Source organism: Demequina subtropica (assembly GCF_000971235.1).
Classification (GTDB): domain Bacteria; phylum Actinomycetota; class Actinomycetes; order Actinomycetales; family Demequinaceae; genus Demequina; species Demequina subtropica.
Genome location: NZ_BBMB01000001.1, coordinates 110,670 through 137,440, shown reverse-complemented (window position 1 = coordinate 137,440; position 26,771 = coordinate 110,670). Strand labels below are relative to the sequence as shown.

Below are 26,771 nucleotides of genomic sequence, written 5' to 3'. Positions count from 1 at the left end.
GTATAAGAGACAGAGGCTGCTCCGCGGCCGGCGCCGCCTCGGGCTTGGGGGCAGGCTTGGGACCCGGCTTGGGGCCGGCGGGCTTGGCCGCGGGCTTCGCCGCAGGCGCGGCCTTCTCCGCCGCGGGGCCGGACGACTTGGCCGTGGGGAAGGCGTCGCGCGCCTTGCGCACCACGGGTGCCTCCAAGGTGGAGGACGGACCCTTGACGTACTCGCCGAGCTCGTTCAGCTTGGTGATCAGGTCCTTGCTCGAGACTCCGAGCTCCTTCGCGATCTCATGGACGCGGGGCTTTGCCACTTCTCTCCTGTCTCGGCTCGCCCAAGACAGGGTCGAGCCATCGTTACGGCTGGGTGCTCATCGTGAGATGCTCATCGCTTGGCCATGGGCTTTCATCCCGTCTGATTCGATGGTGGGCACGGTCCACGCTAGCCGACCGCGAGGCCGTCGGCATCAAGCTCCGGCACGCGCAGTGCGCGCGGCAGGGCCCGACGCTTCAGCGCCTGCGCGAGGCAAGCGGGATCGGGGTGCAGCCAGGCACCCCGGCCCGGCATGCTGCGATGCTCGTCGACGACCGCATGGCCGTCCACGCTCACCACCCGCACAAGGACCGACCGAGACCCCCGACCCCTGCAGCCGACGCACGTCCGCACCGGTTCCGGGGAAGCGGTGGCGGGGGCGCCGACGTCACGTGACGGATCTCTCGGCTGCACCAGTCTAGCGGTTCCCGGTCAGCGGCCGGAACCGGCACGCCCGGGGACGTCCGGCTGCTCGTCCGAGCGGATGTCGATGCGCCACCCCGTGAGGCGCGCGGCGAGGCGGGCGTTCTGGCCCTCCTTGCCGATCGCGAGCGACAGGTGGAAGTCGGGGACCACCACGCGGGCGGCACGCGCCTCCTCGTCCACCACGGTCACGGACACGACGCGCGAGGGCGACAGCGCGTTGCCGACGAACGTCGCCGGGTCGTCGTCCCAGTCGATGATGTCGATCTTCTCGCCACGCAGCTCGCTCATGACGGCGCGCACGCGCGATCCCATGGGGCCGATGCAGGCGCCCTTCGCGTTGACGCCGGGCACGGTCGCGCGCACGGCGATCTTGGTGCGGTGACCCGCCTCGCGGGCGAGCGACATGATCTCGACGGTGCCGTCGGCGATCTCGGGGACCTCGAGCTCGAAGAGCTTGCGGACCAGGCCGGGGTGCGTGCGGGACAGCGTGATCGACGGGCCCTTCTGGCCGCGCCCGATCTCGAGCACGTAGCCCTTGAGGCGCTCGCCGTGCACGTAGACCTCGGTGGGGACCTGCTCGTGCGGAGGCAGGATCGCCTCGACGTCGCCCAGGTCGACGTGGACGTTCTTGGGGTCCGAGGACTGCTGGATCAGCCCCGACACGATCTGGCCCTCGCGGCCCGCGTACTCGCCCAGCACCGCATCGTCCCCGGCCTGGCGCAGGCGCTGGAAGATGACCTGGCGCGCGGTCGAGGTCGCGATGCGGCCGAAGTCCTTCGGGGTGTCGTCGAACTCGGGCATCTCCGCCGGGTCCTGGTCCTCCTCGGCGTCCTCTCGCGCAAGGATCGACACCTTGCCGGTGACGCGGTCGAGGTGGGCGCGCGCGTGACGGAACGCGCCGGGCGTCTTGTGGTACGCCGAGACGAGCGCCTGCTCGATCGCGTCGACGAGCACGTCGAGACGGATGTCCTTCTCGCGCTCGAGGCCCCGCAGGGCCGCCATGTCGATGTCCATGTCCTAGTTCTCTCCCAGCCTCTTGAGCTCCACGACGATGCGTCCCTCGGCCACGTCCCCGAGCGGCACGCGCCGCTGCTCGCCGTCGACGTCGAGCACCAGCTCGTCACCGTCGACATCGGTCAGGCGTCCTGTCACCGAGGCGTCCGCGAGGCGCAGCTCGAGGAGCCGCGTGCGGGCGCGCAGGAAGTGACGGCGCTCCGTGAGGGCGCGGTCGGTGCCGGGGGTCGAGACCTCGAGGACGTACGGCGTGGAGGGCACGTTCGCCTCGTCGAGCGCGGCGCCGATGGCGCGGGATGCCTCGGCGACCTTGTCGAGCTCGGCGCTGCCGACCTCGGTCTCGGGGAGGTCGACCGTCACGAGCACCCGCGAGCGCTTGCCTGCGGCGGTGACGTCCACCCCCTCGACGACAAGCCCGACGGCCTCCGCCGCCGGCGCGGCAAGCTCGATGATGCGTCCAGAGATGTCCATGGCATCGCCTCCCACGCGCGGCACGCGCTCCGTTCCTGAAATTCGGTCGGTCACATTCTAGGGCCCCGTGGGGGGCGTGTCATGATGGCGCCCATGACGCCCCCTCCGCGCCGCGCGACGCGCCTGATCACGGCCGTCGCCGGGCTCGCGATGCTCGTGGGCGGCTGCTCGTGGCGGGTGGAGACACCGCCGATCCCGAGCCGCACACCCACGCCGGCCGTGGTGCTGCGCGACGCCGCCGCGGAGCGCGAGCAGGCGGTCCTCGACGCGGCGGGCTCGACGGAGCTCGGTGCGCTCGAGGCCGCGCTCGCTCCCGAGCGGCTCGAGGCGCTCGGAGGGGTCTACGTCGAGTACCCGTCGGCATCGTCGTCGCCCTCGCCGGACGCCTCCGCGGCCCCCGACCTCGAGACGCTCGTGCCGCAGGTCGTCGCGGACTCGGTCGCGGCCGCGCTGGAGGCCTCCGACGACGATCCGGGCCTGGCCGCGATGCTGCGCTCGATCGCGCTGTCGCACGCCATGGCGGACGTGGCCGCCTCCCCGTACTCGGACTCCCCCGCCGAGCACCAGCTCCCGGGCACCGACCGTGGCGGCGAGTGGCTCCCCGACAGCGGCACCGAGGTCGATCGCGACGTGATCGCCCGGCTCGCGCTCGCGCATGATCAGGCCGCGTTCGCGTACGAGGTCGCCGCCGCGCGCGCGTCCGAGGAGGAGCGCGCGGACGCGCTCACCCGTGCGCGCATCCACGCCGCGCGAGCCGAGGCGCTCGTCGCGCTCCCCGGCGTCGAGGACCTCCGTGAGCCGCTGTACGACGTCGCTCCCGTCGACACCGCCTCGGAGACCGGCCGCGCGGCGATGGAGGTCTCCATCGAGCTCGCGCTGTCCGAGGCCTACGCCGCGCTCATCGACGGGGCGGCCGATGCGGACGTCACGTGGATCCTCGACGCGGCCTTCGACGCCTTCGCCGCCGCCGCCGCGCTGCCCGGCTTCGACGCATCGTCCGTCCAGGCGCTGCCGGGGCTCACCACCTCCTGACACTCACGACGGAGTTGACGGCGACACGCCGCCTCCAAGGCCCATTCGGGGCGTCTGAGGCGGCGTGTCGGGTCGAGATCTGTTGCCAGTGTCGGCAGGAGGGTCAGCCGGCCAGCGCGGCCCGCACGCGCGCCGCGACGGTGCCCGCCGCATCGTCCACCGGGAGCGCCTCGCTGGTGCCCTCGGCACGGACCTTGAGCTCGACGGTGCCCTCGGCGAGCCCGCGGCCCACCACGAGGATGAAGGGCGCGCCGATGAGCTCGGCGTCCTTGAACTTCACGCCGGGCGAGACCTTGGGGCGGTCGTCGTAGCAGACCTCCACGCCCGCGGCCTCGAGCTCCGCGGCGAGGCGGGCCGAGGCCTCGAACACCGCCTCGTCCTTGCCCGTGGCGACCACGTGCACCTGGTACGGCGCGACGTGGATGGGCCAACGCAGACCGAGCTCGTCGTGGTTGTTCTCCGCGAGCAGCGCGACGGCGCGCGTGACGCCGATGCCGTACGAGCCCATGGTGACGACCTGCTGCTTGCCGTTCTCGTCGAGCACGCGCAGGTCGAGCGCCTCGGCGTACTTGCGGCCCAGCTGGAAGATGTGGCCGATCTCCACGCCGCGCGCGAGCTCGAGGGGGCCGGAGCCGTCGGGCGCGGGGTCGCCTGCGCGGACGCTCGCGGCCTCGATCGTGCCGTCGGCCGTGAAGTCGCGGCCCATCGTGAGCTCGAAGACGTGCTTGCCGTGCACGTCGGCACCGGTGATCCAGCGCGTGCCGTCGACGATGCGCGGGTCCACCAGGTACGGGATCGCCGTGTCGCCCTCGTCGCCGCGGGCCACGCCCTCGGGACGGGCCTGCGGTCCGAGCACGCCGGGACCGATGTAGCCCTTGGCCAGCTGCGGGTGCTGGGCGAAGTCCTCCTCGTTCGCCGCCTCGACGTCGAACGGCGCGAGCGCGGCCTCGAGGCGCGTCATGTCCGCGTCCCGGTCGCCCGGGATGCCGACCACCAGGAGCGAGCGCTCGCCCGTGGGCGACGTGAGCGCGAGCACCACGTTCTTGAGCGTGTCCGCCGCGGTCCATGCGCGGTCCGCCCGCGGGTGCGCGGCGTTCGCGGCGTTGACGAGCGTCTCGATGGTCGGGGTGTCGGGGGTGTCCTCGACGTGCGCGGCCGGGGCGTCGGACCAGTCGATCGCGGCGGGCACCGGCGTGGTGACGGCCTCGACGTTGGCCGCGTACCCGCCCGGCGAGCGCACGTAGGTGTCCTCGCCGACCTCGGTCGGGGACAGGAACTCCTCCGACTTCGAGCCGCCCATCGCTCCCGACGTCGCGGTCACGATGACGTACTCGAGGCCCAGGCGGTCGAAGATCCGGATGTAGGCCGCGCGCTGCGCCGCGTACGACGCGTCGAGCCCCTCGTCCGAGACGTCGAACGAGTACGAGTCCTTCATGATGAACTCACGGCCGCGCAGGAGGCCCGCGCGGGGACGCGCCTCGTCGCGGTACTTGGTCTGGATCTGGTAGATCGTCAGCGGCAGGTCCTTGTACGAGGAGTACAGGTCCTTCACCAGCAGCGTGAACATCTCCTCGTGCGTGGGCGCGAGCAGGTAGTCGCCGCCCTTGCGGTCGTGGAGGCGGAACAGGTTCGGGCCGTACTCGGTCCAGCGGCCGGTCGCCTCGTAGGGCTCGCGCGGGAGCAGCGCCGGGAAGTGCACCTCCTGGCCGCCCGCGGCGTCCATCTCCTCGCGCACCACGGCCTCGACCTTGGCGAGCACCTTGAGGCCCAGCGGCAGCCAGGTGTAGATGCCGGGCGCGGCGCGCCGGATGTAGCCGGCGCGGACCAGCAGCTGGTGCGACGCGACCTCGGCGTCGGCGGGGTTCTCGCGCAGCGTGCGCAGGAAGAGAGTGGACATGCGAAGCATGGGGACAAGGGTATCGGGCGGCGGACGATGCGACGCCGCTCGCTCAGAACATGACGGTCGCGAAGGTCCCGACCCTGGCGAAGCCGACCGCGTCGTACGTGCGGATCGCGACCGGGTTGAAGTCGTTGACGTAGAGGCTCACGGTCGGCGCGAGGCGCTCGCGCACCAGGTCGACCGCCGCGACCATTCCCGCGCGCGCGAGACCGCGGCCCCGCACCGCGGGGTGGACCCACACGCCCTGCACCTGCGCGATCCCTCCCCCGAGCGCTCCGACCTCGGCCTTGAAGACCACCTGGCGCGAGCCGTTGACGGTGCCGAGCTGCACGAACGACCGGCCGGCGCGGATGAGGTACCGCAGCCGCTCCTCGTAGCCGGCGCGTCCGTGCTGAAGAGGGTCGTAGCCCACCTCGCCGATGAACATGTGCACGCACGCCGGCAGCAGCACGTCGTAGTCGTCGAGCGTCGACTCGCGGACGTCCTCGAGCTCGAGATCCCCGGCGGCGACGCCCTCGACGCGCGTCGGCTCGCCCGCGATCGCCATCGAGACCTGCCGCGCGCGCACCTCGCGCGCGGGACCCCACCACGGCTCGACGCGGCCCCACAGGTCGCGCGTCACGTCGGCGGGACCCACGAGCGCCGCGGGCCGGGTGAGCCGCGCGATGGTGCCGGCCGCGACCTCGGCGCGCAGCGCATCGTCCTCCTCGGGGTCGCCGGAGGGCAGCACGGCGCACAGGTTCGCGCCGTTCCACACCACGCCCACGAGCGACGAGTGGAGCCCGGACCGGCGTCGCACCCCCCACAGCGAGCCGGGCATGACGCCCGAGTCGCGCGCGGCCTCGAGGTGCATGAGCGGCACCACATGCGCCACCGCATCGGCGGCCGCGAGCTCGATGGCGGCGTCGACGTCCCGTCGCTGCAGGGGCGCGAGCGAGTGCTGCGCACGCCTGAGCAACGAGTCCGTCATGACGCGGCGATCACCTCCGGTGACGCGCCCTCGACGGGCTCCATCGTCTCGGCGATCTTCATCGCCTCCTCGATGAGGGTCTCGACGATGTCCTTCTCGGGCACGGTCTTGATGACCTCGCCCTTGACGAAGATCTGGCCCTTGCCGTTGCCCGAGGCCACGCCGAGGTCCGCCTCGCGCGCCTCGCCCGGGCCGTTGACCACGCAGCCCATGACGGCGACGCGCAGCGGCACCTCCATGCCCTCGAGCCCGGCGGTGACCTTCTCGGCGAGCTCGTAGACGTCAACCTGGGCGCGGCCGCACGAGGGGCACGAGACGATCTCGAGCTTGCGCGGGCGCAGGTTGAGCGCCTGGAGGATCTGGATGCCGACCTTGACCTCCTCGACCGGAGGCGCGGACAGGGACACGCGGATGGTGTCGCCGATGCCCTGGCTCAGGAGCGCGCCGAAGGCCGTCGCGGACTTGATGGTGCCCTGGAAGGCCGGTCCCGCCTCGGTCACGCCGAGGTGCAGCGGCCAGTCGCCGCGCTCGCTCAGCATCTCGTAGGCGCGCACCATGACCACCGGGTCGTTGTGCTTGACCGAGATCTTGAAGTCGTGGAAGTCGTGCTCCTCGAACAGGCTCGCCTCCCACACGGCGGACTCGACGAGCGCCTCCGCCGTGGGCTTGCCGTACTTGTCGAGCAGGCGCTTGTCCAGGGAGCCGGCGTTGACGCCGATGCGGATCGACGTGCCGTGGTCCTTGGCCGCCTGCGCGATCTCCTTGACCTGGTCGTCGAACCGCTTGATGTTGCCCGGGTTGACGCGGACCGCGGCGCAGCCGGCCTCGATCGCGGCGAACACATACTTGGGCTGGAAGTGGATGTCCGCGATCACGGGGATGTTCGACTTCCTCGCGATGGGCGCGAGCGCGTCGGCGTCGTCCTGCGTCGGGCAGGCCACGCGCACGATGTCGCAGCCGGCCGCCGTGAGCTCCGCGATCTGCTGGAGCGTCGCGTTGACGTCATGCGTCTTGGTGGTGCACATCGACTGCACCGACACCGGGGCGTCGCCGCCCACGTACACGTCGCCCACCTTGATCTTGCGCGTCTTGCGGCGCGGGGCGAGCACGGGTGCGGGCATAGCGGGCATGCCGAGTCCGATGGCTGTCACGTTGTCAGTATCTCCCAGGGTCGTGTGCGGGCTTCGTCAGACCACGCTGATGGGTACGACGATGTCCGCGTAGATGAGGATCGCCCCCATGACGAGCAGCAGCGCGAAGACGCCGTACGCGACGGGCATCATGCGCGCGACGTCCACGGGCGCGGGGCGGGGCAGGCCGCGCAGGCGGGCCCATCCGTTCTTGACCGCCTGCCACAGCGCCGAGGCGATGTGGCCGCCGTCGAGCGGCACCAGCGGGATCATGTTGAAGGCGAAGAGCGCGAGGTTGAGGCTGCCGAGCAGCATGAGCTCGTCGGCGATCTTGGCTCCGATGCCGTAGCCGTCGACGTCGGCGGAGCTGATCTCGCCCGCGATGCGCCCGACGCCGACCACGCTCACGAGCGAGTCGGTCGAGCGCTCCTCGACGCCCGCGGCCGCGAGCGCGACGTCGTAGACCTTGGACGGCAGGTGCACCACCGCGTCGACCGTCGCACCGAGCACGTAGGCGGTGTACTCGGCACCCGCGGTCACGCTGTGCACCGTGGTGCTCTCGGGCGCGATGCCCACGAAGCCGACCTCGTGCGTCATCGGGTCGCCGTTCGCGTCGGTCACCACGGCCCCGGCGTCGTCGTAGACGTAGCGCTCGCTCAGGGCGGGCGTGACAGGGATGTCCATGGCGCTGCCGTCGCGCTCGACGCTCAGGACGATCTCCTGGTCGGGCCGGTCCGCGACGTACGCCGTGAACTCGTCCCAGGTGCTGATCGCGGTGCCGTCGACCGCCGTGACGGTGTCGCCCGCGTGGAGCCCGGCTGCGGCGGCCGGCGCGGCGGGATCATCCGCGGTGCACTCGGTCTGTCCCGCGGGCGCGACGCACGCGGACAGGCTGTTGATGGTGAGCGTCGGCTCGCCCGGGGTCCCCATGACGAGAAGCACGCCCGTGAACAGCAGCAACGCGATCACCAGGTTGACGAACGGTCCGCCGAACATCACGATCGCCTTGCGCCACCACGTGAGGTGGTAGAAGGCGCGGTGGTCCTCGCCCTCGGGGATCTCCTCGACGGAGGCCTCGCGGGTGTCCGCGATGAGCTGCGCGATGCGCCCCGTGCCCTTGACGGGCTTGACGCGCTCGGCCGGCGGGATCATCCCGATGAGCTTGACGTAGCCGCCCAGCGGGATCGCCTTGACGCCGTACTCCGTCTCCTTGCCCTGGCGGGACCAGATCTTGGGACCGAAGCCCACGAAGTACTCGCTCACCCGCACGCCGAAGCGCTTGGCGGGCAGCATGTGGCCCAGCTCATGCAGCGCCACCGACACCAGCAGCCCGACGATGAGCACCAACCAGCCCACAAGCTCAGCACCCATACGCTCTACTCTCCCACTCCTGCGATGACCTCGTGTGCACGCGTGCGCGCCCACCGCTCGGCCTCGTCCACCGCGTCGAGCGTGACGCTCGACGGGGCCTCGTACGCCTCCACAACGCGCCGGACCGTGTCGACGATCCCGAGGAACGGCAGCGCGCCGTCGACGAAGGCCTGCACGCACTCCTCGTTGGCCGCGTTGAGCACGGCCGGGTGCAGGGACGATGCGGCGACCGCGTCGCGCATGAGACGGATCGCGGGGAACGCCTCCTCGTCCAGCGGCTCGAAGGTCCAGGCCTGCGCCTCGGTCCAGTCCAGGCGGGGCGCCACGTCCGCGAGGCGCTCGGGCCAGCTCAGCCCGAGCGCGATCGGCAGCCGCATGTCCGGGGGCGACGCCTGCGCGATGGTCGCGCCGTCGACGAACTCGACCATCGAGTGCACGATCGACTGCGGGTGAACCACCACGTCGATGCGGTCCATGGGGATGTCGAACAGCAGGTGGGCCTCGGCGACCTCGAGCGCCTTGTTCACCATCGAGGCCGAGTTGATGGTCACCACGGGGCCCATGTCCCAGTTGGGGTGGGCGAGCGCATCGGCCGGGGTCACGTGCGCGAGCGATGCGCGGGAGCGGCCGCGGAACGCGCCGCCCGAGGCGGTCACCACCAGCCGGCGGACCTCGCCGTGCGTGCCCGAGCGGAGCGACTGGGCGAGCGCGGAGTGCTCGGAGTCGACCGGGACGATCTGATCGTCCCGCTGCTTCGCGGCGAGCACGAGCGCGCCGCCTGCGACGAGCGACTCCTTGTTGGCGAGCGCGAGCGTCGAGCCGGCCTCGAGCGCCGCGAGCGTGGGCCGCAGGCCCACCGAGCCGGTCATGCCGTTGAGCACCACATCGGCGCCGATGCGCGCGGCCTCGACCACCGCATCGGCCCCGCCGCGCACCTCGATGCCGGGCAGCGCGGCGGCGATCGGCGCCACGGCCTCCTCGCGTGCGACGGCCACATACCGGGGACGATGCGCGAGCGCCTGCGCGATGACCGCGTCGGGGTCGGCGCCGCCGGCGGCGAGCGCCACGACGTCGAGCCGGTCGGGGTGACGCGCGACGACGTCGAGCGCCTGGGTCCCGATCGAACCGGTGGAGCCCAGCAGGGAGACGGTGCGGGTCATCCCTCGGCGACGCCGAGCAGGATGTCGACCATGCGCGCGAGGAACGCGTCGACGGTGCCCTCGTCGTACGCGCGCGAGCCGTGCGCCGAGCGGAACGTCGCGCCGCGCACCTCGTCCGCCGTCAGCGGCGCGCCGCGGTCGAAGAAGGCGGTGACGCGTGCCAGCAGCTCGTCGACGTCGGACGCGCGGTAGCCGGTGCTCATGAGCGACGGGTGCGCGAAGCGCTCGCCGGCGGGGCGTCGCAGGCGCGGGTACAGCGTCTGCGCCCGGGTCGCGAGCTCCTGCATCCACGCGTCCTGGCCGTTCGAACGCACGTAGGTCTCACGCTGCCTGCCCACGAAGGCCGTCTCGAGACGGTCGAGCGCGGCATCCACCGCGGCGGTGTCGTAGCCGCCGTGCTTGAGGTCGAAGGCCGTGCGACGCACATCGAGCGGCTCGAGGGCCTTCTCGGCCTCGCCGGGGCGCTCGTACGCCGCGCGCGCCATGTCGAAGAACTCCTCGACCTGCGTGGTGTTGTAGCCGAGCTTGAGTGAGCCCACCTTGGGGAACAGGACAGTCATCACCTCTCCTTGATGGCCAGCTGGCCGCACGCGCCGTCGATGTCGCTTCCCCGAGTATCCCTGATGGTCGTGGGAATCCCGTGCATTCGAAGGATGCGGACGAACTCCTGCTCGACCTTCGGGTCCGACGCGGTCCACTTCGAGCCGGGCGTGGGGTTGAGCGGGATCGGGTTGACGTGGACCCACCCGTCGCCGCGCGCGTTGAGCTTCTTCGCAAGCAGCTCCGCGCGGTGCGCGTGGTCGTTGATGTCGCGGATCAGCGCGTACTCGATGCTGACGCGTCGCCCCGTCGCGTCGAAGTAGCGGCGCGCGGCGTCGAGAGCCTCGTCCACCTTCCAACGCGCGTTGATGGGCACGAGCGAGTCGCGGAGCTCGTCGTCCGGCGCGTGGAGGCTCAGCGCGAGCGTCACGGGGATCCCCTCCCCCGCGAGACGGTCGATGCCGGTGACCAGGCCCACCGTCGACACCGTCACGTGCCGCGCCGACAGGCCGAAGCCCTCGGGGGCGGGGCTGGTGAGCGCACGCACCGCGGTCATCACGGCGGCGTAGTTCGCGAGCGGCTCGCCCATGCCCATGAACACCACGTTCGACAGGCGGACGGGATCGCCCCCGAGCTCGCCGTCGCGCGCCTGCTTGGCCGCGAGCCGCACCTGCTCGATGATCTCGCCGGCGGAGAGGTTGCGCGTCAGGCCCATCTGGCCGGTGGCGCAGAACGGGCAGGCCATGCCGCAACCCGCCTGGCTGGTCACGCACAGCGTCGCGCGGTCGGGGTACTTCATGAGCACCGACTCGACCTTGGCGTTGTCGATGAGGTTCCACAGCGTCTTCATGGTCGCGCCGTCGTCCGCCGTGAGCTGGGTGACGTGCGTGAGCAGCGGCGGGAACAGCTCCCCCACCAGCGTGTCGCGGGCGGTCGCCGGGAGGTCCGTCATGTCCGCGGGGTCGACCGTGAGGTGGTCGTAGTAGTGCGTCGCGAGCTGCTTGGCGCGGAAGGCCGGCTGGCCGAGCTGCTTGAGCGCGTCGACCCGCTCGACGGGGTCGAGGTCGGCGAAGTGGCGCGGCGGCTTGCCGCGGCGCGGCGCGAGCATCGGGAGGGTGGGCAGCGAGGTCATAGGGTCCCCAGGAAGCTTGGAAGGGCGAAGACGACGTAGGCGGCCGCGGCCGCCGGGAGGAGCGAGTCGAGACGGTCCAGGATCCCGCCGTGGCCGGGGATCACGCTCGACATGTCCTTGACGGCGAGGTCGCGCTTGAGCACGGACTCGGCAAGATCGCCGAGCACCGCGGCGACCACGCATGCGGCGCCCACGAGCGCGCCGAGGGCCCAGCGGCCGTCGAGCAGCACGTACGCGCCGACGGATGCGCCCACGATGCCGAAGAGCGCGCCGCCGATGGCGCCCTCCCAAGTCTTGTTCGGGCTCACGCGGGGCGCGAGCTTGCGCCGGCCCATGAGCATGCCGGTGAACAGCGCGAACGTGTCGTTGAAGACCACGGCGATCATCACCACCATGATCCGCTGCCAGCCGTCGTCCGACAGCTCGATGAGCAGCATGAACGAGCCGAGGAACGGGATCCACGTGAGCGTGAGGATGCTCACCAGGGAGTCGGCCATCGTGTTCTCGACGCGATCGTCGACGATGCGCCACGCCACGACGCCCGCGCACGCGACGAGCAGCGCGACCACCAGGCCCTCGCCGCCGCCGTACCACGTGGCGACGCCCATCCCCAGGGTCGCGAGGATCACGGGCGTGAGGGCGATGTGCATGCCGTGCCGCGCGAGCGCGGCGCGCCACTCGACGATCGCGGCGATGCAGAAGCCGTAGATCGCGACCGCGAACGCGAGCGGGTCCCACCACGCCGTGGCGAGCGCGCCGACTCCGAGGACCACGCCCACGACGGTCGCGAGGCCCAGGTTGCGCCCCGCGCGCTTGCGGGGCGCGGGCACGGCATCGGGAAGGGGGACGGTCACGTCGACGGGGTCGACGGCATCGTCCTCGGCCGCGTCGCGCGCGACGACGGGAGACTCGGCCTTGGCGACCGCCTCGGCCACCTGCGGCGCGGGGTCCCCCGCGGGCGCGGCGTTCACGGGAGCGAACACGGGCATGCCGGCAGGGTTCCCGAGCGGGGCGTCCTGCTCCGAGGTGTCGAGGTCCGCCTCGCGGCGGCGCCCCCACCTCATGAGACGCCCTGTCGCACGGTCGCGTCAGGCATCAGACCGCCAGGAGCTCGCTCTCCTTGTGGGCGAGCAGGCCGTCGATCACGTCGACGTGCTTCTTGGTGAGCGCGTCGAGCTCCTTCTCCGCGCGCGTGCCCTCGTCCTCGCCGGCCTCGCCGTCCTTGACGGCGGCGTCGATCTGGTCCTTGGCCTTGCGGCGCATGTTGCGGATGGTGACGCGCGACTCCTCCGCCTTGGCCTTGGCGAGCTTGACGTAGTCGCGGCGGCGCTCCTCGGTGAGCTGCGGCAGGATCACGCGCAGCACGTTGCCGTCGTCCGAGGGGTTGACGCCCAGGTCCGAGTTCCGCAGCGCGGTCTCGATCTCCTTCTTGGCGCTCGCGTCGTACGGAGCGATGACCACGGTGCGGGCCTCGGTCACGTTGATCGACGCGAGCTGCTGGAGCGGCGTGGGGGCACCGTAGTAGTCGACGGCGATCGACGCGAACATCGCGGAGCTCGCCTGGCCGGTGCGGATCTTCGCGAAGTTGTCCTTCGCGACGGCCACGGCCTGGTCCATGTTCTCCTCGGCCTCGAGGAGGATCATCTCAGTCACGCTTGTCTCCTAACGGTGCGGCTTCAGGCCGTCACCAGGGTTCCGATTCTCTCACCCAGGAGGGCGCGAGTCACATTTCCAGGGGTGTCGAGCCCGAAGACCTGCATGGGCATGCGGTTGTCCATGGCGAGCGAGAAGGCGGCCGCATCCATGACCGCGAGACGCTTCTGGAGCGCCTCGCCGTACGTCACGTGCTCGAGCCGCTCCGCGTCGGCGTGCTTGCGGGGGTCCGCGGTGTAGACCGCGTCGACGCCGTTCTTGCCCATGAGCACCTCGGAGCACCGGGTCTCGAGCGCGCGCTGCAGCGACACCGTGTCGGTCGAGAAGTACGGCATGCCCGCGCCGGCGCCGAAGATCACGACGCGCCCCTTCTCCATGTGACGGATGGCGCGCAGCGGGAGGTAGGACTCGGCGACCTGGCCCATGGTGATGGCCGTCTGCACGCGCGTGGTGACACCCGCCTGCTCGAGGAAGTCCTGGAGCGCGAGCGCGTTCATCACGGTGCCGAGCATGCCCATGTAGTCGGCACGCGAACGCTCCATGCCCCGCTCGGAGAGCTCGGCGCCGCGGAAGAAGTTGCCGCCGCCGACGACGATCGCGACCTGCACGCCCTGCCGGACGGCGTCGGCGATCTCGCGGGCGACGCGGCTCACCACGTCGGGGTCGAGGCCGAGCTGGCCCCCGCCGAACATCTCGCCGGAGAGCTTGAGAAGCACGCGGCGCGCCGCCTGGGGCTCCTTGCCCGGGATCAGATCGCTGGTCTCGGACACGGATTCCTCCTGACGGCGCGCCGCGCCTTGCTCATGTATGGGTGGTGGGGAAAGGCTAAGCCTTAGGCTCCCACACGGAAGCGGGCGAAGGCGACAAGAGCGCCACCCGTCTCCGCGACGACCTTGCCGACGGTCGTCTTCGGGTCCTTGGCGAACGCCTGCTCGAGCAGCACGTTCTCCTTGAACCAGCCGTTGAGGCGGCCCTCGATGATCTTCGGGAGCGCGGCCTCGGGCTTGCCCTCCGCACGCGAGACCTCCTCGGCGACGCGACGCTCGTTGGCGACGGTCTCCTCCGGGGCGTCCTCACGGGTGAGGTACGCGGGCGAGTACGCCGCGGTGTGCATCGCGACGTCCTTGGCCACCGAGGCGGCCGCGGCGTCGGTGCCCACGAGGACGCCGACCTGAGCCGGGAGGTCCTTGTTGGTGCGGTGGAGGTACTCGGTCACGACCGGCGCCTCGATGCGCGCCACGCGACGCAGCACGATCTTCTCGCCCAGCGTGCCCGCGGCCTCGTCGATGAACGCGCCGACGGTCTTGCCGTCGATGTCGGCCGCGAGGGCCTCCTCGGCGTTCGTCGCGCCCGCGGCCACGACGGCGGCGAGGACCTGCTCGGCGAGGCCGATGAACTTCTCGTTCTTCGCGACGAAGTCGGTCTCGGAGTTGAGCTCGAGGAGCGTGCCGACCTGGCCGCCGTCCACATCCTGGATGGAGCTGAGCACGAGGCCCTCGGAGGCCGAGCGGCCCTCGCGCTTGGCGACGCCCTTCAGACCCTTGATGCGGAGGATCTCGACAGCCTTCTCCTGGTTGCCGTCGGCCTCGTCGAGCGCCTTCTTGACGTCGAGCATGCCGGCACCCGTGCGCTCGCGGAGCGCCTGGATGTCAGCGACGGTGTAGTTCGCCATGGGATGCGTCCTTACTTCTCGTCGGCCGCGGCCTCGGTGGCCTCGGCGGCGGGGGTGGTCTCGGCGGCGGGGGCCTCCTCGGCCTTCTCCTCCGCCTTCGCGCCGTCGAGGAGCTCCTGCTCCCACTCGGCGAGGGGCTCGGCGTCGCCGGTCGCCTCGGCCTCGGCACCGGTGGTGCCGCCCGAGTGACGCAGGCGGATGCCCTCGGCGACCGCGTCCGCGATCACGCGGGTGAGCAGGCCCACCGAGCGGATGGCGTCGTCGTTGCCGGGGATGCCGTAGGCGACGTGGTCGGGGTCGCAGTTGGAGTCGAGGATGCCGACGACGGGGACGCCGAGCTTCTTCGCCTCGTCGACCGCGAGGTGCTCCTTGTTGGTGTCGACGATCCACACGACGGACGGCACCTTGGCCATGTCGCGGATGCCGCCGAGGGTCTTGTCGAGCTTCTCCATCTCGCGGCGGAGGTTGAGCAGCTCCTTCTTGGTGCGGCCCGAGCCGGCGACGTCGTCGAAGTCGATCTCCTCGAGCTCCTTGAGACGCTGCACCCGCTTGCTCACCGTCTGGAAGTTGGTGAGCATGCCGCCCAGCCAGCGCTCGTTGACGTAGGGCATGCCCACGCGCTTGGCCTGCTCGGCGATCTGCTCCTGCGCCTGGCGCTTGGTGCCGACGAACAGCACGGTGCCGCCGTGCGCGACGGTGTCACGCACGAACGAGTACGCGGCGTCGATCTTCGCGAGCGACTGCTGCAGGTCGATGATGTAGATCCCGTTGCGCTCGGTGAAGATGAAGCGCTTCATCTTGGGGTTCCAGCGGCTGGTCTGGTGACCGAAGTGGACACCCGAGTCGAGCAGCTGGCGCATGGTCACGACGGCCATGGCACTTCCTTTCGCACGCGCGCTGCGCGTGCTTCTTTCGGTGGCGCCCCGAGGGGCGCCTGTTTCGGTTGACGATGCGGGCCGGGCGGCTCGCATCCCTGGCGCCAACGCGGTCGGGCACCGATTGCTCGGACCTCGCCCTTCCGGCGCCCCCGACGGGGGGCGAATGACGCGCGACGTCATCCGGGCATGCCGGATGCGGGTTCAAGAGTACCGGATGCGGGGGCCTCGCGACGACCTCGAGCGATGCGCACGGCCTCGTGTCGCGGTCCGCGTGTCCCCAGGTGAGCACCCATGCTCGAGCCGGGCACGCTCACCCGCGTGAGCATCGTCCCATGACACGCCTTAGGCAGGCCTCGCTCGCTCTCCTCCTGGCCGTCGCGCTGACCGGCGCGGCGGGCACCGCGGCGGCCCCTCCGACGCTGTCCTCCCCCGTCGCTCCGCTGCGGGCGCTCGCGCTGTTCGTCGCGCCCGCGCAGCCGTGGTCGGCCGGCCATCGCGGGATCGACCTCGCGGCGTCGCCGGGTCAGGAGGTGACCGCTCCGGGGCCCGGGGTGCTGGCCTTCGCGGGACGCGTGGTGGACCGCGGCGTGGTGACCGTCGACCACGGCGGCGGCGTGGTGACGTCGCTCGAGCCGGTCTCCGACCCTCCCCCGGTGGGCACCGTGGTGGCCCGCGGCGCGGCGGTCGGCGTGGTCGGCGACGAGCCGGGTCACTGCGCGCCCGTGACCTGCCTCCATTGGGGTGTCCGCATCGACGGCACCTACACCGATCCTCTCGATCTGCTCGAGGGCTTCGGCCCGGTCAGGCTGCTGCCGCTCGCCCCCGCGTCAGGCGACGGCGCCGCTCAGGAGAAGGCGCCGGTGCGGACCAGCGACTCCCGCAGCTTCTTCACCGCCGCCGAGTGGATCTGCGAGACGCGCGACTCCGTGACGCCCAGGATGGATCCGATCTGCGCGAGCGTGAGGTTCTCGTAGTAGTACAGGCGCAGCACCTCCTGCTCACGGTCGCGCACGCTCTGGACGGCGGCGGCGAGGAGCGTCGAGGTCTCGCGGGCCTCGATCCGCGCCGAGGCATGCGCCATGACGGCGGAGCCGAGCGTGGGGATGGGCTGCGTGTCGGGCTCCGCGGGCATGCCGTCGAGCGCGGCGACGTGCGAGAGCGCGACCTGGGCGCGCACCGTGCGCACCTCCGCCGTGTCCCACCCGAGGTGCGCCGCGACGTCCTCGTCGGTCACGGGACGGAGGAGCTCCTGCTCGAGCGACCGCGTCGCGTGCTCGAGGGTCTTCGCCTTCGACCGCACCGAGCGCGGGACCCAGTCCGCCGCGCGGAGCTCGTCGATGATCGCGCCACGGATGCGCGTCGACGCGTAGGTCTCGAACTTGAAGCCGCGGGCCGCCTCGAACCGCTCGACCGCGTCGATGAGGCCGAACATGCCGTACGAGACGAGGTCGGCTAGCTCGACGGTGTCCGGGAGCTTCCCGATCATGCGCGTCGCGACGTGGGTCACGAGCGGCGCGTAGTGCGTGATGAGCGCGTCGCGCGCGGCCGGGGCATCGGCGCCTCGCGCGGCGAGCAGCTCCCACCACTCGGCGGTCGCGTCGGGGACGGCCAACGGCGTCTCCGGCTCGACCTCGGACAGCATCGTGTTGAGCTCGTTCATATCGGCGTCTCCCTCTAGGCGCGCGGATGGGCGAGGTGGTAGGCGGCGCGGAGCCGCTCGGCGGATACATGGGTGTAGCGCTGGGTGGTGGCGAGGCTCGCGTGGCCCAGGACCTCCTGGACGCTCCTCAGGTCGGAGCCCCCGGTCAGCAGGTGCGTCGCGGCGGTGTGCCGCAGCGCGTGCGGGGCGACCTCAGCGACCCCGGCGAGCCTGCAGAGCTCGTGGACGGCCTCGCGCACCTGGCGCTGGTCGACCCTCAGCCCGCGACGGCCCAGGAACAGCGCCGAGTCCGTCGCGGAGCCGACCAGCTCCGGCCGGCCGCGCTCGATCCACTCGGCGAGCGCCGCGGCGGCGGGTGTCCCGAAGGGCACCACGCGCTCCTTGTCGCCCTTGCCGACCACGCGCACCAGCAGCTGGTCGAGGTCCACGTCGCCGAGGTCGATCCCCGCGAGCTCCCCCACGCGCATGCCCGTCGCGTAGAGCAGCTCGACGGCCGCCCAGTCGCGCAGGTGCACCGCGGTGCCGTCGTCCGCACGGGTGCGTGCGACCTCGAGCAGCGTGACCACGTCGCTCGCCGACAGCACGGTCGGCAGCACCGTGGCGGGCCGGGCGGACGCGAGCCGCAGCGCAGGGTTCGGGACGATGCGGTCCGCGTCGGCCGCCCAGGCGTAGAAGGCGCGGGCCGCGGCACCACGGCGGGCCAGCGTGGTCCGGCTGAGGCCCTCCTCGGCCATCGCGCCGAGCCAGGTGCGCAGGTCCGCCAGCGTCACGGCGCTCAACGCGCCGTCCAGCCCCGCACCGGAGGCGCCCAGGTGCGCCCCCAGGTGGACGAGGTCCCCGAGGTACGCGCGCACCGTGTTCCCCGAGAGGCCGCGCTCGTGGCGCAGGTGCCTCTCGAAGGCGGCGAGCAGCTCGCTCGCGGCGGCGTCCGTGGTGACCATGCGGCCACCATGGCACCGTCACATGAGTCAAATCAATACCTCACGTCACATTTGTCACACCAACCTCATGATTCACTGCTTTTTTTGTCGTGGATTGTCCGAAATATCAGGCAGGTCGGGCATCCCCGTGCGGATCCAGGCGCCACCCGCGACCCTCGCGAGGCCCCGCCGCCGCAGGCCCCCGAGCGCGTCCCTCGCCTCCTTCTCGGTGAGCCCCGCGGCGATCGCGATCACCTGGGCCGAGGCACCCCGCGCTGGAATCGCGCCGTACGCCTGCCGCTGCTGCGCCGAGCCGAAGTCGGGACCGTCGAGCGCCTCCTCGGCGTCGAGCGCCTCGCCGATGGGCCGCGCGAGCTCGAGCACATCCGACGGCGTCGCGAGCAGCGTGACCTCGTCGCGATGCTCGCGCGCGAAGGCGTGGCATCCCGCCGACGTCGCGGAGGTGACCGGACCCGGCACCACGCCGACCGGCCGCACCAGGTCGCACGCGTGCCGTGCGGTGCTGAGCGCTCCCGAGCGCAGGCCCGCCTCCACGACCACGGTCGCGCGCGCGGCTGCGATAAGCCGGTTCCGGTGGAGGAAGCGCGAACGATGCGGCGCGAAGCCGGGCGGCTGCTCGCTCATGACGGCCCCGGTGGCGACGATGCGCTCGAGCAGCGGCGCGTTGCCGACGGGGTACAGACGGTCCACGCCGCCGGCGAGGACCGCCACCGTCACACCGCCCGCCGCGAGCGCGCCCCGATGCGCGGCCGCGTCGATCCCATACGCACCTCCGCTGATGACGGTGAGGCCCGCGTCCGCGGCGACCGCCGCGAGCTCGGCGCCGACGTGCGACCCGTAGGAGGTGGCCGCCCGCGCGCCGACGATCGCCACCGAGGCGGACCAGGCCTCGTCGAGGTCGATCTCGCCGCGGACCCAGAGGGCGTGCGGCTCCGCGCCGTCGAGGTCCGCCAGGCGCATCGGCCAGCCCGGCTCACCGCGGGCGAGCACGCGCGCCCCGACGCGCGCCGCCCTCGCGCGCAACGCCTCCGGCTCCGCCGCCCCGAGCCGCGCGATCCAGCGCTCGCTGGCTGCCATGATCCGATCGGTCGGCCCGGGCACCGACCCGAGCTCGAACGCGGCCGCGACCGGATCGCGCGCGGCGGCGTGGACCCAGGCGAGCGCGGCCGCGTGTCCCAGGACCCGCACGAAGGCGAACGCCTCGGCGTCACCGGGCTCCGCGAGCGCGCTCCACGCGACGGCGGCATCGGCCTCGCTGGTCACGACGCCGTGCCTTCGCGCAGGGCGAGCGCCTGGGCGATGTGCTCGACCCCCGGCGAGGAGGCGCCCTCGAGGTCGCAGAGCGTCCACGCGAGCCGGAGCGAGCGGTCGAAGCCGCGCGCGGACAGCGCGCCGCGCTCGACCGCGCGCCACAGGCCCGCGCACGCGGCGCGCGACGTGACGCGACGCAGCCACGGACCTGATGCCTCCCCGGCGAGCGTCCACCCCTGCGCGGCGAGCCGCTCACGCGCCGCGCCGCGCGCCTCCTGCACCCGTGCGGCGACGCTCGCGGTGTCCTCCCCCGGCTCGTCGGCGCGCGCAGCGGCGCCCACCTCGACGCGGATGTCGACGCGATCCAGCAGGGGTCCGGAGAGCCGCGCCAGGTAGCGCCGCCGCACCACCGAGGTGCACGTGCACCCCTCGCCCGTGCCCGCGAACATCCCGCACGGGCAGGGGTTGGCCGCCAGGACCAGCTGGAACCGCGCCGGGTACCGGGTGGCGCCGTGGGCGCGATGCAGCACGATCTCGCCGCGCTCGAGCGGCTGGCGCAGGGTGTCGACCACCCGCGTGGGGAACTCGGGCGCCTCGTCGAGGAAGAGCACGCCCGCGTGCGCGAGCGAGGCAGCGCCGGGGCGCGCGAGGCCGCTGCCGCCTCCCACGATCGCGGCCGACGAGGCCGTGTGATGGGGCGCCTCGAACGGAGGACGGCGCATGAGCCCCGCCGCGGCGTCGAAGGCTCCGGCGAGCGAGTGGACGGCGGTGACGCGGACCGCCTCGGCATCGTCGAGGTCCGGCAGGATGCCGGGCAGGCGCTCGGCGAGCATGGTCTTGCCGGCCCCGGGCGGCCCCACCATGAGGAGGTGGTGCCCGCCGGCGGCCGCGACCTCCAGGGCGTGACGCGCGAGCGGCTGACCACGCACGTCAGCGAGGTCGGGGACCGCGACCTGCCGCACCCGGGCCGCGGGCGCCGGGACAGGCTCGAGCGACTCGGCGGTCGCCTCCGCCCCGAGCGCTCCGAGCACGGTCGCGAGCGCGACCGCGGCGTCGACCCGCGCACCGGAGACCAGCTGGGCCTCGGCGGCGTTCCCGGCGGGCACGACCGCACGCGTGGCCCCCGCGTGGACGGCCGCGGCGATCGCGGGGAGCACCCCGCGGATCGGACGCACGCGGCCGTCGAGGCCGAGCTCGCCCAGCAGGACCAGGTCGCGGGCGAGCGCCGCGTCCACGACGCCCGCCGCCGCGAGCACCGCGACGGCGATCGCGAGATCCGTCCCCGACCCCGACTTGGGCAGCGACGCGGGCGACAGGTTGACGGTGATGCGGTGGCGCGGCCACTCCACTCCCGAGGACGCGACAGCGGCGCGCACACGGTCCTTCGCCTCCGCGAGCGACGCGTCGGGCAGCCCGACGATGGTGAAGCCCGGCAGCCCTCGCGCGACATGCGCCTCGACGTCGATCACGTGACCCATGAGCCCGGTGAGGACCACCGACCTGCACCGCCCGATCACCCCACGCCTCGCATGTGCTCGATCACCGCGCGCCCGGCGCGGGGGATGGTCACGCCGACCACGTCGATCCTGATCTCGGGCCAGCGTGCGTCCTGACCCGCGACCCACTCCCCCGCGAGCAGCCTCAGCCGCGAGAGCTTGCCGCGCGTGACCGCCGCGATCGCGCCGCCGAACGCGTCCGAGCGGCGCGTCTTGACCTCGACGAACACGATCGCGCTCCCGTCCCGCGCGACGATGTCGATCTCGCCGAGCGAGCACCGCCAGTTGCGCGCGAGGACCTCCCAGCCGTCCTCCGCGAGCCTGCGTGCCACCAGGTCCTCGCCGTACCGCCCGACCGCATCCTTGACCGCCATGCGCCACCTCCGCGACCCACGGTGGACGATGCGCGGGCACGGCGCGGCGGGACGTCGCGCGACATGTGGACGGGCTCCGTGCCCATGCGGGCCGTGCACATCGGCGCCGGTCGCGGTGACCGCTCGTCGCATCGTCCCCGGACACGACGAGAGGGCGGGGAGCATCCTCCCCGCCCTCTCCTCGGCGTGTCAGCGGCGCGCGGGCACCGCGCCCTCCTCGACGGCCTCGGCCTCACGCGGCTCGAGGTACTCGGAGCTGGCGCCATCGACCTCGAGCGACTCGGGCACCGCGTCCTTCGCGACCGTGGTGCGCAGCGGCGTCTCCTCGACGAACAGCAGCAGCACCGCGCCGATCACCGCGAGCGGGGCCATGAGCAGGAACGCCGGCGTCAGCGCGTCGTTGTACGCGCCCACGATGATGTCGTGGATCTGGTCGGGCAGCTCGGCGACGGCCGCGGGCGTGAGCGAGTTGGAGCCGCCGCCGGACTGGAGCGCCTCGGCGGGGAGCCGCTCGGCCAGGAGGTCGAGCAGGCGCGTGGTGAACATCGAGCCCACCACCGCGGTGCCGAGCGACGCGCCCACCTGGCGGAAGTAGTTGTTGCCCGCGGTCGCGGTGCCCACGATGCGCAGCGGGAACGCGTTCTGGACCATGAGCACGATGGTCTGCATCGAGAACCCGAGGCCCAGGCCCAGCATCGCGAGGTACGCGACGGTGGTCCAGATCGAGGTGTCGAACTCCAGGGTCGACAGCAGGTACAGCGAGACCGCGATGAGCACCGAGCCGACCACGGGGTACCACTTGTACCGGCCGGTCCGCGACACGATGAAGCCCGTCACGGTCGAGGTCACCAGCATCGTGAGCATCATCGGCGCCGTGAGCAGCCCGGCCTCGGTCGCGTCGACGGAGGCCACCATCTGGAGGTACGTGGGCATGTAGCCGATCACGCCGAACAGGCCGACGCCCGTGAGCATGCCCGCGATGGTGGTGAGGTTGAACGTGCGCGAGCGGAACAGGTGCAGCGGCATCACCGGCTCGGCCGCGCGGCGCTCGACCAGCACGAACGCCACGGCGGCGACCACCGTGACGGCCCCGAGGCCGATGATCTGCGGCGAGTCCCACGCGTACGTGCGGCCGCCGAAGGACGTCACGAGCACGATCGCGGTGGTCGCGATCGCGAGCAGCGCCATGCCGGCGAGGTCGAGGCGCGGCTTGGCGCGGTCCTCGGGAGCCGGGTGGAGGAAGGCCGCGGCCATGACGATCGCGAGGGCGCCCAGCGGGATGTTGATCCAGAGGCCCCAGCGCCAGCCGATGCCCTCGGTGAACCAGCCACCGAGCAGCGGGCCCGCGACGGAGGACACCGCGAACGCGGCGCCCATGATGCCCATGTACTTGCCGCGCTCCCGCGCCGGCACGATGTCGGCGATGATCGCCTGCGACAGGATCATCAGGCCGCCGCCGCCGATGCCCTGGATCGCGCGGGCGGCGATGAGCAGCGGCATCGAGGTCGCGAGGCCGCCGACGATCGATCCGATCACGAAGATCGAGATCGCCGCGATGAAGAGGTGCTTGCGGCCGATGAGGTCGCCGAGCTTGCCGTAGACCGGGATCATGATCGTCGACGCGAGGATGTACGCCGTGGTCACCCAGAGCATGTGGTCCACGCCGTCGAGCTCCCCCACGATCGTGGGCAGCGCCGTGGCGAAGATGGTCTGGCTGAGGGACGCGAGCAGCATCGCCGTCATGAGGCCGATGAAGACGGGGATGACACCCCTGGTCGCGGCGGGCGCCGTCGCGGACCTGTCGAGCGTGGTCGTCATTGTTCTCTTTTCCGGTGGGGACGCGGGGCGCTGGGCGCCGGTGGGGATCGGGTGCACCACGGGCGCGAGCCGCGCCGTCACGTCGTGCAACATGAGCATCCTTGCAGAGACTGCATTTTTGCGTCAAGTGCAGAGCAGGCGCGTCGCCGATCGCCTTCCCGGCATCGTCCCCGCGCCCCGCGCGGCGTCAGGCCCGGGCGCCCTCCTGCGGCTCCCCCGCGCCCTCGGCCTCGCCGTCGTGGCGCTCGAGGTACGCCGCCGATCCGCCGTCCACCTCGAAGGACTCCGGCACCGCGTCCTCGCGGGACGAGGTGCGCAGTGGCACCTCCTTCACGAACACCAGCAGCACCAGCGCGAGCAGCGCGAGCGGCACGATCGACAGGAACACGGGGGTGAGCGCATCGTTGTACGAGCCGATGATGATGTCCTGCGCCTCCTGCGGGAGGGTCCCGACGATCTCGGGCGTGATGGAGTTGGCGCCCTCGATGCCTCCCGCGGCGACGTCGGGCGGGATGCGCTCCGTGAGCAGGTCGATGAGGTTGTTGGTGAAGATCGAGCCGACGACGGCCGCGCCGAGCGAGGCGCCGATCTGGCGGAAGAAGTTGTTGGCCGCCGTGGCGGTGCCGACCATGGTGATGGGGAACGTGTTCTGCACGATGAGCACGAGCGTCTGCATCATCATGCCCAGCCCCAGGCCGAACACCGCGAGGTACAGGCACGTGAGCCACAGCCCTCGCTCGGGGGTCATGGTCGACAGCAGGAACAGGCCCACCGTCACGATCGCGGCGCCCATGATCGGGTAGCGCTTGTAGCGGCCCGTGCGCGACACGGCGTTGCCGACGATGATCGAGGTGGGCAGCATCGCACCCATCATCGGGATCATGAGCAGGCCGGCCTGGGTCGCGCCCACCTGGCCCACCATCTGCAGGTAGGTGGGCATGTAGGCGAGCGTGCCGAACATCGCGATGCCGATCAGCAGGCCCGCCGCCGTGGTGAGGTTGAAGTTGCGGCGCCCGAAGAGCATGAGCGGCATCACGGGCTCCTTGGCCCGGCGCTCCACGAGCACGAAGACCACGCCCGCGACCACGGTGGCGACGATCAGCCCGATGATGATCGGGTCCGTCCACTCGTAGTGACCCCCGCCCCACGAGGTGAACAGCACCAGGCACGATGCGGCGATCGCGAGCAGGACCATGCCCGCGACGTCGAGGGTCGGACGCCCGCGGTCCTGAGGGTTCGGGTGCAGGAAGAACATCACCGAGCCGATGGCGAGCGCGCCCAGCGGCACGTTGATCCACAGGCACCACTGCCAGCCGGGACCGTCGGTGAACCACCCTCCCAGCAGCGGGCCGACGACCGACGACACCGCGAACGCCGCCCCCATGAGCCCCATGTACCGCGCTCGCTCGCGCGCCGGCACGATGTCCGCGATCACCGCCTGCGACAGGATCATGAGCCCGCCGCCGCCCAGGCCCTGGATCGCACGTCCCAGGATGAGCTCGGGCATCGCGGTGGCGAGCGCGCCCACGACCGAGCCGACGATGAACACCGCGATCGCGCCGATGAACAGCGACTTGCGGCCGATGAGGTCGCCGAGCTTGCCGTAGACGGGCATCATCACGGTCGCGGCGAGGATGTACGCCGTGGTGACCCACAGCATGTGGTCGACGCCGTCGAGCTCCCCCACGATCGTGGGCAGCGCGGTCGAGAAGATGGTCTGGTCGAGGGCGGAGAGGAGCATGGCGGTCATCAGGCCGACCATGACGAGCAGGATCTCCCTGCGGCTGACGGCGGTCGCGTCTTCCGGTGGCGTCATACCTGCCATACTGCGCTTTTCCCGCGCGGTCCGCGCGGCGGGAGCCGTCCCTGCTACGGGGCGACGATGCCGCGCACCCGCGCCAGCACCTCGGCGATGGCGTCGTCGATCTCGGCCTCGAGGTCATCGCGCTCGAGCCAGAGGCGGCTCGCGAGCGGGAACGCCCCGGTCACGACGGCCACCACCAGCTGGGCCTCGTCGGCGAGCTCCCACGCGGGCGCATCGGGCCGCTCGCCCGCGAGGCGACGCTCGACGATCCGGGTGAGCGCCTGGCGCTTCCCCGCGACGCGGGCGAGCTGCAGGCCCTGCAGCTCCGGCTCCTGCGCGAACAGGCGCCTGCGCATGAGGAAGATCTCGCGATCGGGGTTGCTCGCGACGAACCCCGAGGCGATGAGCCGCAGGAGCTCCTCGAAGATGGGCCCGCGAGAGGCGACGAACGCCTCGACGTCGGGCTCCGCGAGGGGCGCCTGGCCGAGGCCGAGCAGCGCCCCCTCCTTGGTGCCGAAGTAGTTGAAGTACGTCCTCGCCGAGATGTCGCTCGCCTCGCAGATCATGTCCACCGTCACGTGGTCGACACCGTGCTCGAGCGCGAGCTCGAGGGCGGCGCGCTCGACCCTTCGCGTGCGCCGCACGCGGTTGCGCTCGCGCAGGCCGAGGGGTGCCGGGGTGGAGGACATGACTGCATTCTTGCAGTCTCTGCAACTTCGCCGCAAGGGCGGCGCGGCTCAGCGGCCGCGCAGCTGGCGGATGTCGGGGAGGTCGTCGTCGCGCGCGAGCTCCTCGATGTTGACGTCCTTGAAGGTCACCACCCGCACGTTCTTCACCAGGCGCGCGCTGCGATAGACATCCCACACCCAGGCATCGGCCATGGTGACCTCGAAGTAGATGTCGCCGCCCGAGGCTTTGACCTGCAGATCGACCTTGTTGCACAGGTAGAACCGACGCTCCGTCTCCACGACGTACTGGAACAGCCCGACGACGTCCCGGTACTCGCGGTAGAGGGCGAGCTCGGCTTCGGTCTCGTAGTTCTCGAGGTCTTCGTGGCTCACCCGTCAATGATGGCGCGAACCGCCGCCGATGTGCGAGTCCCGCGCCGGAAGGTCGCCGGGACCTGGCGTCATGCGCGGAACGGCAGCTTCCAGGACACGCGATGCAGCGGCGAGGGCCCGTGCTCGCGCAGCGCGTCGAGGTGCGCGGCCGCGCCGTAGCCCTTGTTGCTCTCCCAGCCGTAGACGGGGTGCTCGGCGTGCGCGGCGGCCATGAGGGCGTCGCGTTCGACCTTCGCCAGCACGGATGCCGCCGCGATCGATGCGCACGCGCGGTCTCCCTTGACCACCATGGTCACGGGCGGCGCGGCCCACTCCTCCGCATCGTCCGCGAAGAGGTCCGCGGGCGGCGGCGTGAGCCAGTCGTGGGTGCCGTCCAGCAGGACGGCGTCGATCTCCAGCGGCATCGCGTCGAGCGCCCTGCGCGCGGCGAGGCGCAGCGCCGCGACGATCCCGATCGCGTCGATCTCGCGGGACGAGGCGTGCCCCACGGCGCGCGCGGCGCCGAACTCCGCGAGGGGCGCGATCAGCGCCTCACGGCGTGCCGCGCTCAGCAGCTTCGAGTCGGTGAGGCCCTCGGGCCAGGCGTCGCAGCGGGTCACCGCGGCGATGCCGACGGAGACGGGGCCGGCGAGGGCGCCACGGCCCACCTCGTCGATCCCCGCGACCACGCGGAAGCCGGCATCCCAGAGCTCCGCCTCGTGCTTGAGCGAGACCGTCACG

The 26,771-nt window shown here is 72.0% G+C and carries 27 protein-coding genes and 1 pseudogene; 2 read left to right on the top strand and 26 right to left on the bottom strand.

All coding sequences use genetic code 11. From position 1 onward, the window contains the following. From AOM06_RS00705 to rimP, 4 genes are all read right to left on the bottom strand, one after another. Positions 1–298 (bottom strand): translation initiation factor IF-2 N-terminal domain-containing protein (locus AOM06_RS00705; protein WP_156163529.1); only part of this gene is annotated, 298 nt, incomplete at its 3' end. 128 nt (positions 299–426) lie between these two features. Then, entirely contained in the window at positions 427–651 is a 225-nt protein-coding gene (locus AOM06_RS14285) for a YlxR family protein (protein ID WP_062301265.1), read from the bottom strand. Positions 652–729: 78 nt separating this feature from the next. Beyond that, positions 730–1,737: a transcription termination factor NusA gene (gene nusA, locus AOM06_RS00695; RefSeq protein ID WP_062301262.1), complete on the bottom strand. Its 1,008-nt coding sequence runs from the start codon at positions 1,735–1,737 to the stop codon at positions 730–732. A 3-nt stretch (positions 1,738–1,740) separates the two neighbouring features. Beyond that, a complete protein-coding gene (rimP, locus tag AOM06_RS00690; RefSeq protein ID WP_062301528.1) occupies positions 1,741–2,208 on the bottom strand; it encodes a ribosome maturation factor RimP in 468 nt (155 codons plus the stop codon). A gap of 93 nt (positions 2,209–2,301) precedes the next feature. Here rimP and AOM06_RS00685 point away from each other — a divergent pair, with 93 nt between their 5' ends. Then, positions 2,302–3,240, top strand: coding sequence for a DUF4439 domain-containing protein (locus AOM06_RS00685; RefSeq protein ID WP_062301259.1), 939 nt, complete (start codon positions 2,302–2,304; stop codon positions 3,238–3,240). Positions 3,241–3,343: 103 nt separating this feature from the next. On the opposite strand, the gene AOM06_RS00680 is transcribed toward AOM06_RS00685, so the two are convergent. From AOM06_RS00680 to rpsB, 12 genes are all read right to left on the bottom strand, one after another. Further along, positions 3,344–5,137 carry a proline--tRNA ligase gene (locus AOM06_RS00680; RefSeq protein WP_062301525.1) on the bottom strand — a complete coding sequence of 598 codons (1,794 nt, stop codon included), beginning with the start codon at positions 5,135–5,137 and terminating at the stop codon, positions 3,344–3,346. A gap of 52 nt (positions 5,138–5,189) precedes the next feature. Beyond that, the gene (locus AOM06_RS00675) at positions 5,190–6,110 is read right to left on the bottom strand and encodes a GNAT family N-acetyltransferase (protein ID WP_062301257.1); all 921 of its coding nucleotides are present in this window, start codon (positions 6,108–6,110) and stop codon (positions 5,190–5,192) included. After that, complete coding sequence (gene ispG, locus AOM06_RS00670) at positions 6,107–7,240, bottom strand: flavodoxin-dependent (E)-4-hydroxy-3-methylbut-2-enyl-diphosphate synthase (RefSeq protein WP_062301254.1); 1,134 nt, start codon at positions 7,238–7,240, stop codon at positions 6,107–6,109. The genes AOM06_RS00675 and ispG overlap by 4 nt, the downstream gene beginning before the upstream one ends. A gap of 57 nt (positions 7,241–7,297) precedes the next feature. Continuing rightward, entirely contained in the window at positions 7,298–8,611 is a 1,314-nt protein-coding gene (locus tag AOM06_RS00665; RefSeq protein WP_062301252.1) for a M50 family metallopeptidase, read from the bottom strand. A 5-nt stretch (positions 8,612–8,616) separates the two neighbouring features. Beyond that, the gene (gene dxr, locus AOM06_RS00660; RefSeq protein WP_062301250.1) at positions 8,617–9,771 is read right to left on the bottom strand and encodes a 1-deoxy-D-xylulose-5-phosphate reductoisomerase; all 1,155 of its coding nucleotides are present in this window, start codon (positions 9,769–9,771) and stop codon (positions 8,617–8,619) included. Beyond that, complete coding sequence (locus AOM06_RS00655; protein ID WP_062301248.1) at positions 9,768–10,331, bottom strand: DivIVA domain-containing protein; 564 nt, start codon at positions 10,329–10,331, stop codon at positions 9,768–9,770. The genes dxr and AOM06_RS00655 overlap by 4 nt, the downstream gene beginning before the upstream one ends. Continuing rightward, positions 10,331–11,443, bottom strand: coding sequence for a dual-specificity RNA methyltransferase RlmN (rlmN, locus tag AOM06_RS00650; protein WP_062301246.1), 1,113 nt, complete (start codon positions 11,441–11,443; stop codon positions 10,331–10,333). Before rlmN ends, AOM06_RS00655 begins: the two co-directional genes overlap by 1 nt. Next, complete coding sequence (locus AOM06_RS00645; RefSeq protein ID WP_062301244.1) at positions 11,440–12,507, bottom strand: phosphatidate cytidylyltransferase; 1,068 nt, start codon at positions 12,505–12,507, stop codon at positions 11,440–11,442. Before AOM06_RS00645 ends, rlmN begins: the two co-directional genes overlap by 4 nt. Positions 12,508–12,538: 31 nt before the next feature. After that, positions 12,539–13,087 (bottom strand): ribosome recycling factor, encoded by a 549-nt coding sequence (gene frr / locus AOM06_RS00640; RefSeq protein ID WP_439644711.1) that lies wholly within the window; start codon positions 13,085–13,087, stop codon positions 12,539–12,541. 32 nt (positions 13,088–13,119) lie between these two features. Next, positions 13,120–13,866 carry a UMP kinase gene (gene pyrH, locus AOM06_RS00635; protein ID WP_062301240.1) on the bottom strand — a complete coding sequence of 249 codons (747 nt, stop codon included), beginning with the start codon at positions 13,864–13,866 and terminating at the stop codon, positions 13,120–13,122. A 62-nt stretch (positions 13,867–13,928) separates the two neighbouring features. Further along, the gene (gene tsf, locus AOM06_RS00630; RefSeq protein WP_062301238.1) at positions 13,929–14,768 is read right to left on the bottom strand and encodes a translation elongation factor Ts; all 840 of its coding nucleotides are present in this window, start codon (positions 14,766–14,768) and stop codon (positions 13,929–13,931) included. An 11-nt stretch (positions 14,769–14,779) separates the two neighbouring features. Beyond that, positions 14,780–15,643: a 30S ribosomal protein S2 gene (rpsB, locus tag AOM06_RS00625; protein WP_062301236.1), complete on the bottom strand. Its 864-nt coding sequence runs from the start codon at positions 15,641–15,643 to the stop codon at positions 14,780–14,782. A 335-nt stretch (positions 15,644–15,978) separates the two neighbouring features. Between rpsB and AOM06_RS14280 the strand changes: the two are divergent. After that, positions 15,979–16,407, top strand: a pseudogene (locus AOM06_RS14280) (peptidoglycan DD-metalloendopeptidase family protein); the annotation flags it as partial. Positions 16,408–16,490: 83 nt separating this feature from the next. On the opposite strand, the gene AOM06_RS15010 reads toward AOM06_RS14280, so the two are convergent. The 10 genes from AOM06_RS15010 to rnhB form a co-directional block, all read right to left on the bottom strand. Then, positions 16,491–17,306: a sigma-70 family RNA polymerase sigma factor gene (locus AOM06_RS15010; protein ID WP_062301234.1), complete on the bottom strand. Its 816-nt coding sequence runs from the start codon at positions 17,304–17,306 to the stop codon at positions 16,491–16,493. Between the two features lie 14 nt (positions 17,307–17,320). Beyond that, positions 17,321–18,247: a tyrosine-type recombinase/integrase gene (locus tag AOM06_RS00615; protein WP_062301232.1), complete on the bottom strand. Its 927-nt coding sequence runs from the start codon at positions 18,245–18,247 to the stop codon at positions 17,321–17,323. 72 nt (positions 18,248–18,319) lie between these two features. Next, on the bottom strand, positions 18,320–19,510 hold the full coding sequence (locus AOM06_RS00610) for a DNA-processing protein DprA (RefSeq protein ID WP_228372800.1): 1,191 nt from the start codon (positions 19,508–19,510) through the stop codon (positions 18,320–18,322). Beyond that, positions 19,507–20,976, bottom strand: coding sequence for a YifB family Mg chelatase-like AAA ATPase (locus AOM06_RS00605; RefSeq protein WP_062301522.1), 1,470 nt, complete (start codon positions 20,974–20,976; stop codon positions 19,507–19,509). Before AOM06_RS00605 ends, AOM06_RS00610 begins: the two co-directional genes overlap by 4 nt. A gap of 35 nt (positions 20,977–21,011) precedes the next feature. Further along, positions 21,012–21,368 (bottom strand): YraN family protein, encoded by a 357-nt coding sequence (locus tag AOM06_RS00600; protein WP_062301230.1) that lies wholly within the window; start codon positions 21,366–21,368, stop codon positions 21,012–21,014. A 189-nt stretch (positions 21,369–21,557) separates the two neighbouring features. After that, positions 21,558–23,279 carry an MDR family MFS transporter gene (locus AOM06_RS00595; protein WP_369401392.1) on the bottom strand — a complete coding sequence of 574 codons (1,722 nt, stop codon included), beginning with the start codon at positions 23,277–23,279 and terminating at the stop codon, positions 21,558–21,560. A gap of 94 nt (positions 23,280–23,373) precedes the next feature. Continuing rightward, complete coding sequence (locus AOM06_RS00590) at positions 23,374–25,002, bottom strand: MDR family MFS transporter (RefSeq protein ID WP_228372799.1); 1,629 nt, start codon at positions 25,000–25,002, stop codon at positions 23,374–23,376. Between the two features lie 53 nt (positions 25,003–25,055). Beyond that, on the bottom strand, positions 25,056–25,679 hold the full coding sequence (locus AOM06_RS00585; RefSeq protein WP_062301226.1) for a TetR/AcrR family transcriptional regulator: 624 nt from the start codon (positions 25,677–25,679) through the stop codon (positions 25,056–25,058). A 48-nt stretch (positions 25,680–25,727) separates the two neighbouring features. Next, positions 25,728–26,051: a DUF2469 domain-containing protein gene (locus tag AOM06_RS00580; RefSeq protein WP_042215380.1), complete on the bottom strand. Its 324-nt coding sequence runs from the start codon at positions 26,049–26,051 to the stop codon at positions 25,728–25,730. 68 nt (positions 26,052–26,119) lie between these two features. Further along, the gene (gene rnhB / locus AOM06_RS00575; RefSeq protein ID WP_062301224.1) at positions 26,120–26,770 is read right to left on the bottom strand and encodes a ribonuclease HII; all 651 of its coding nucleotides are present in this window, start codon (positions 26,768–26,770) and stop codon (positions 26,120–26,122) included. Position 26,771: the final 1 nt, after the last annotated feature.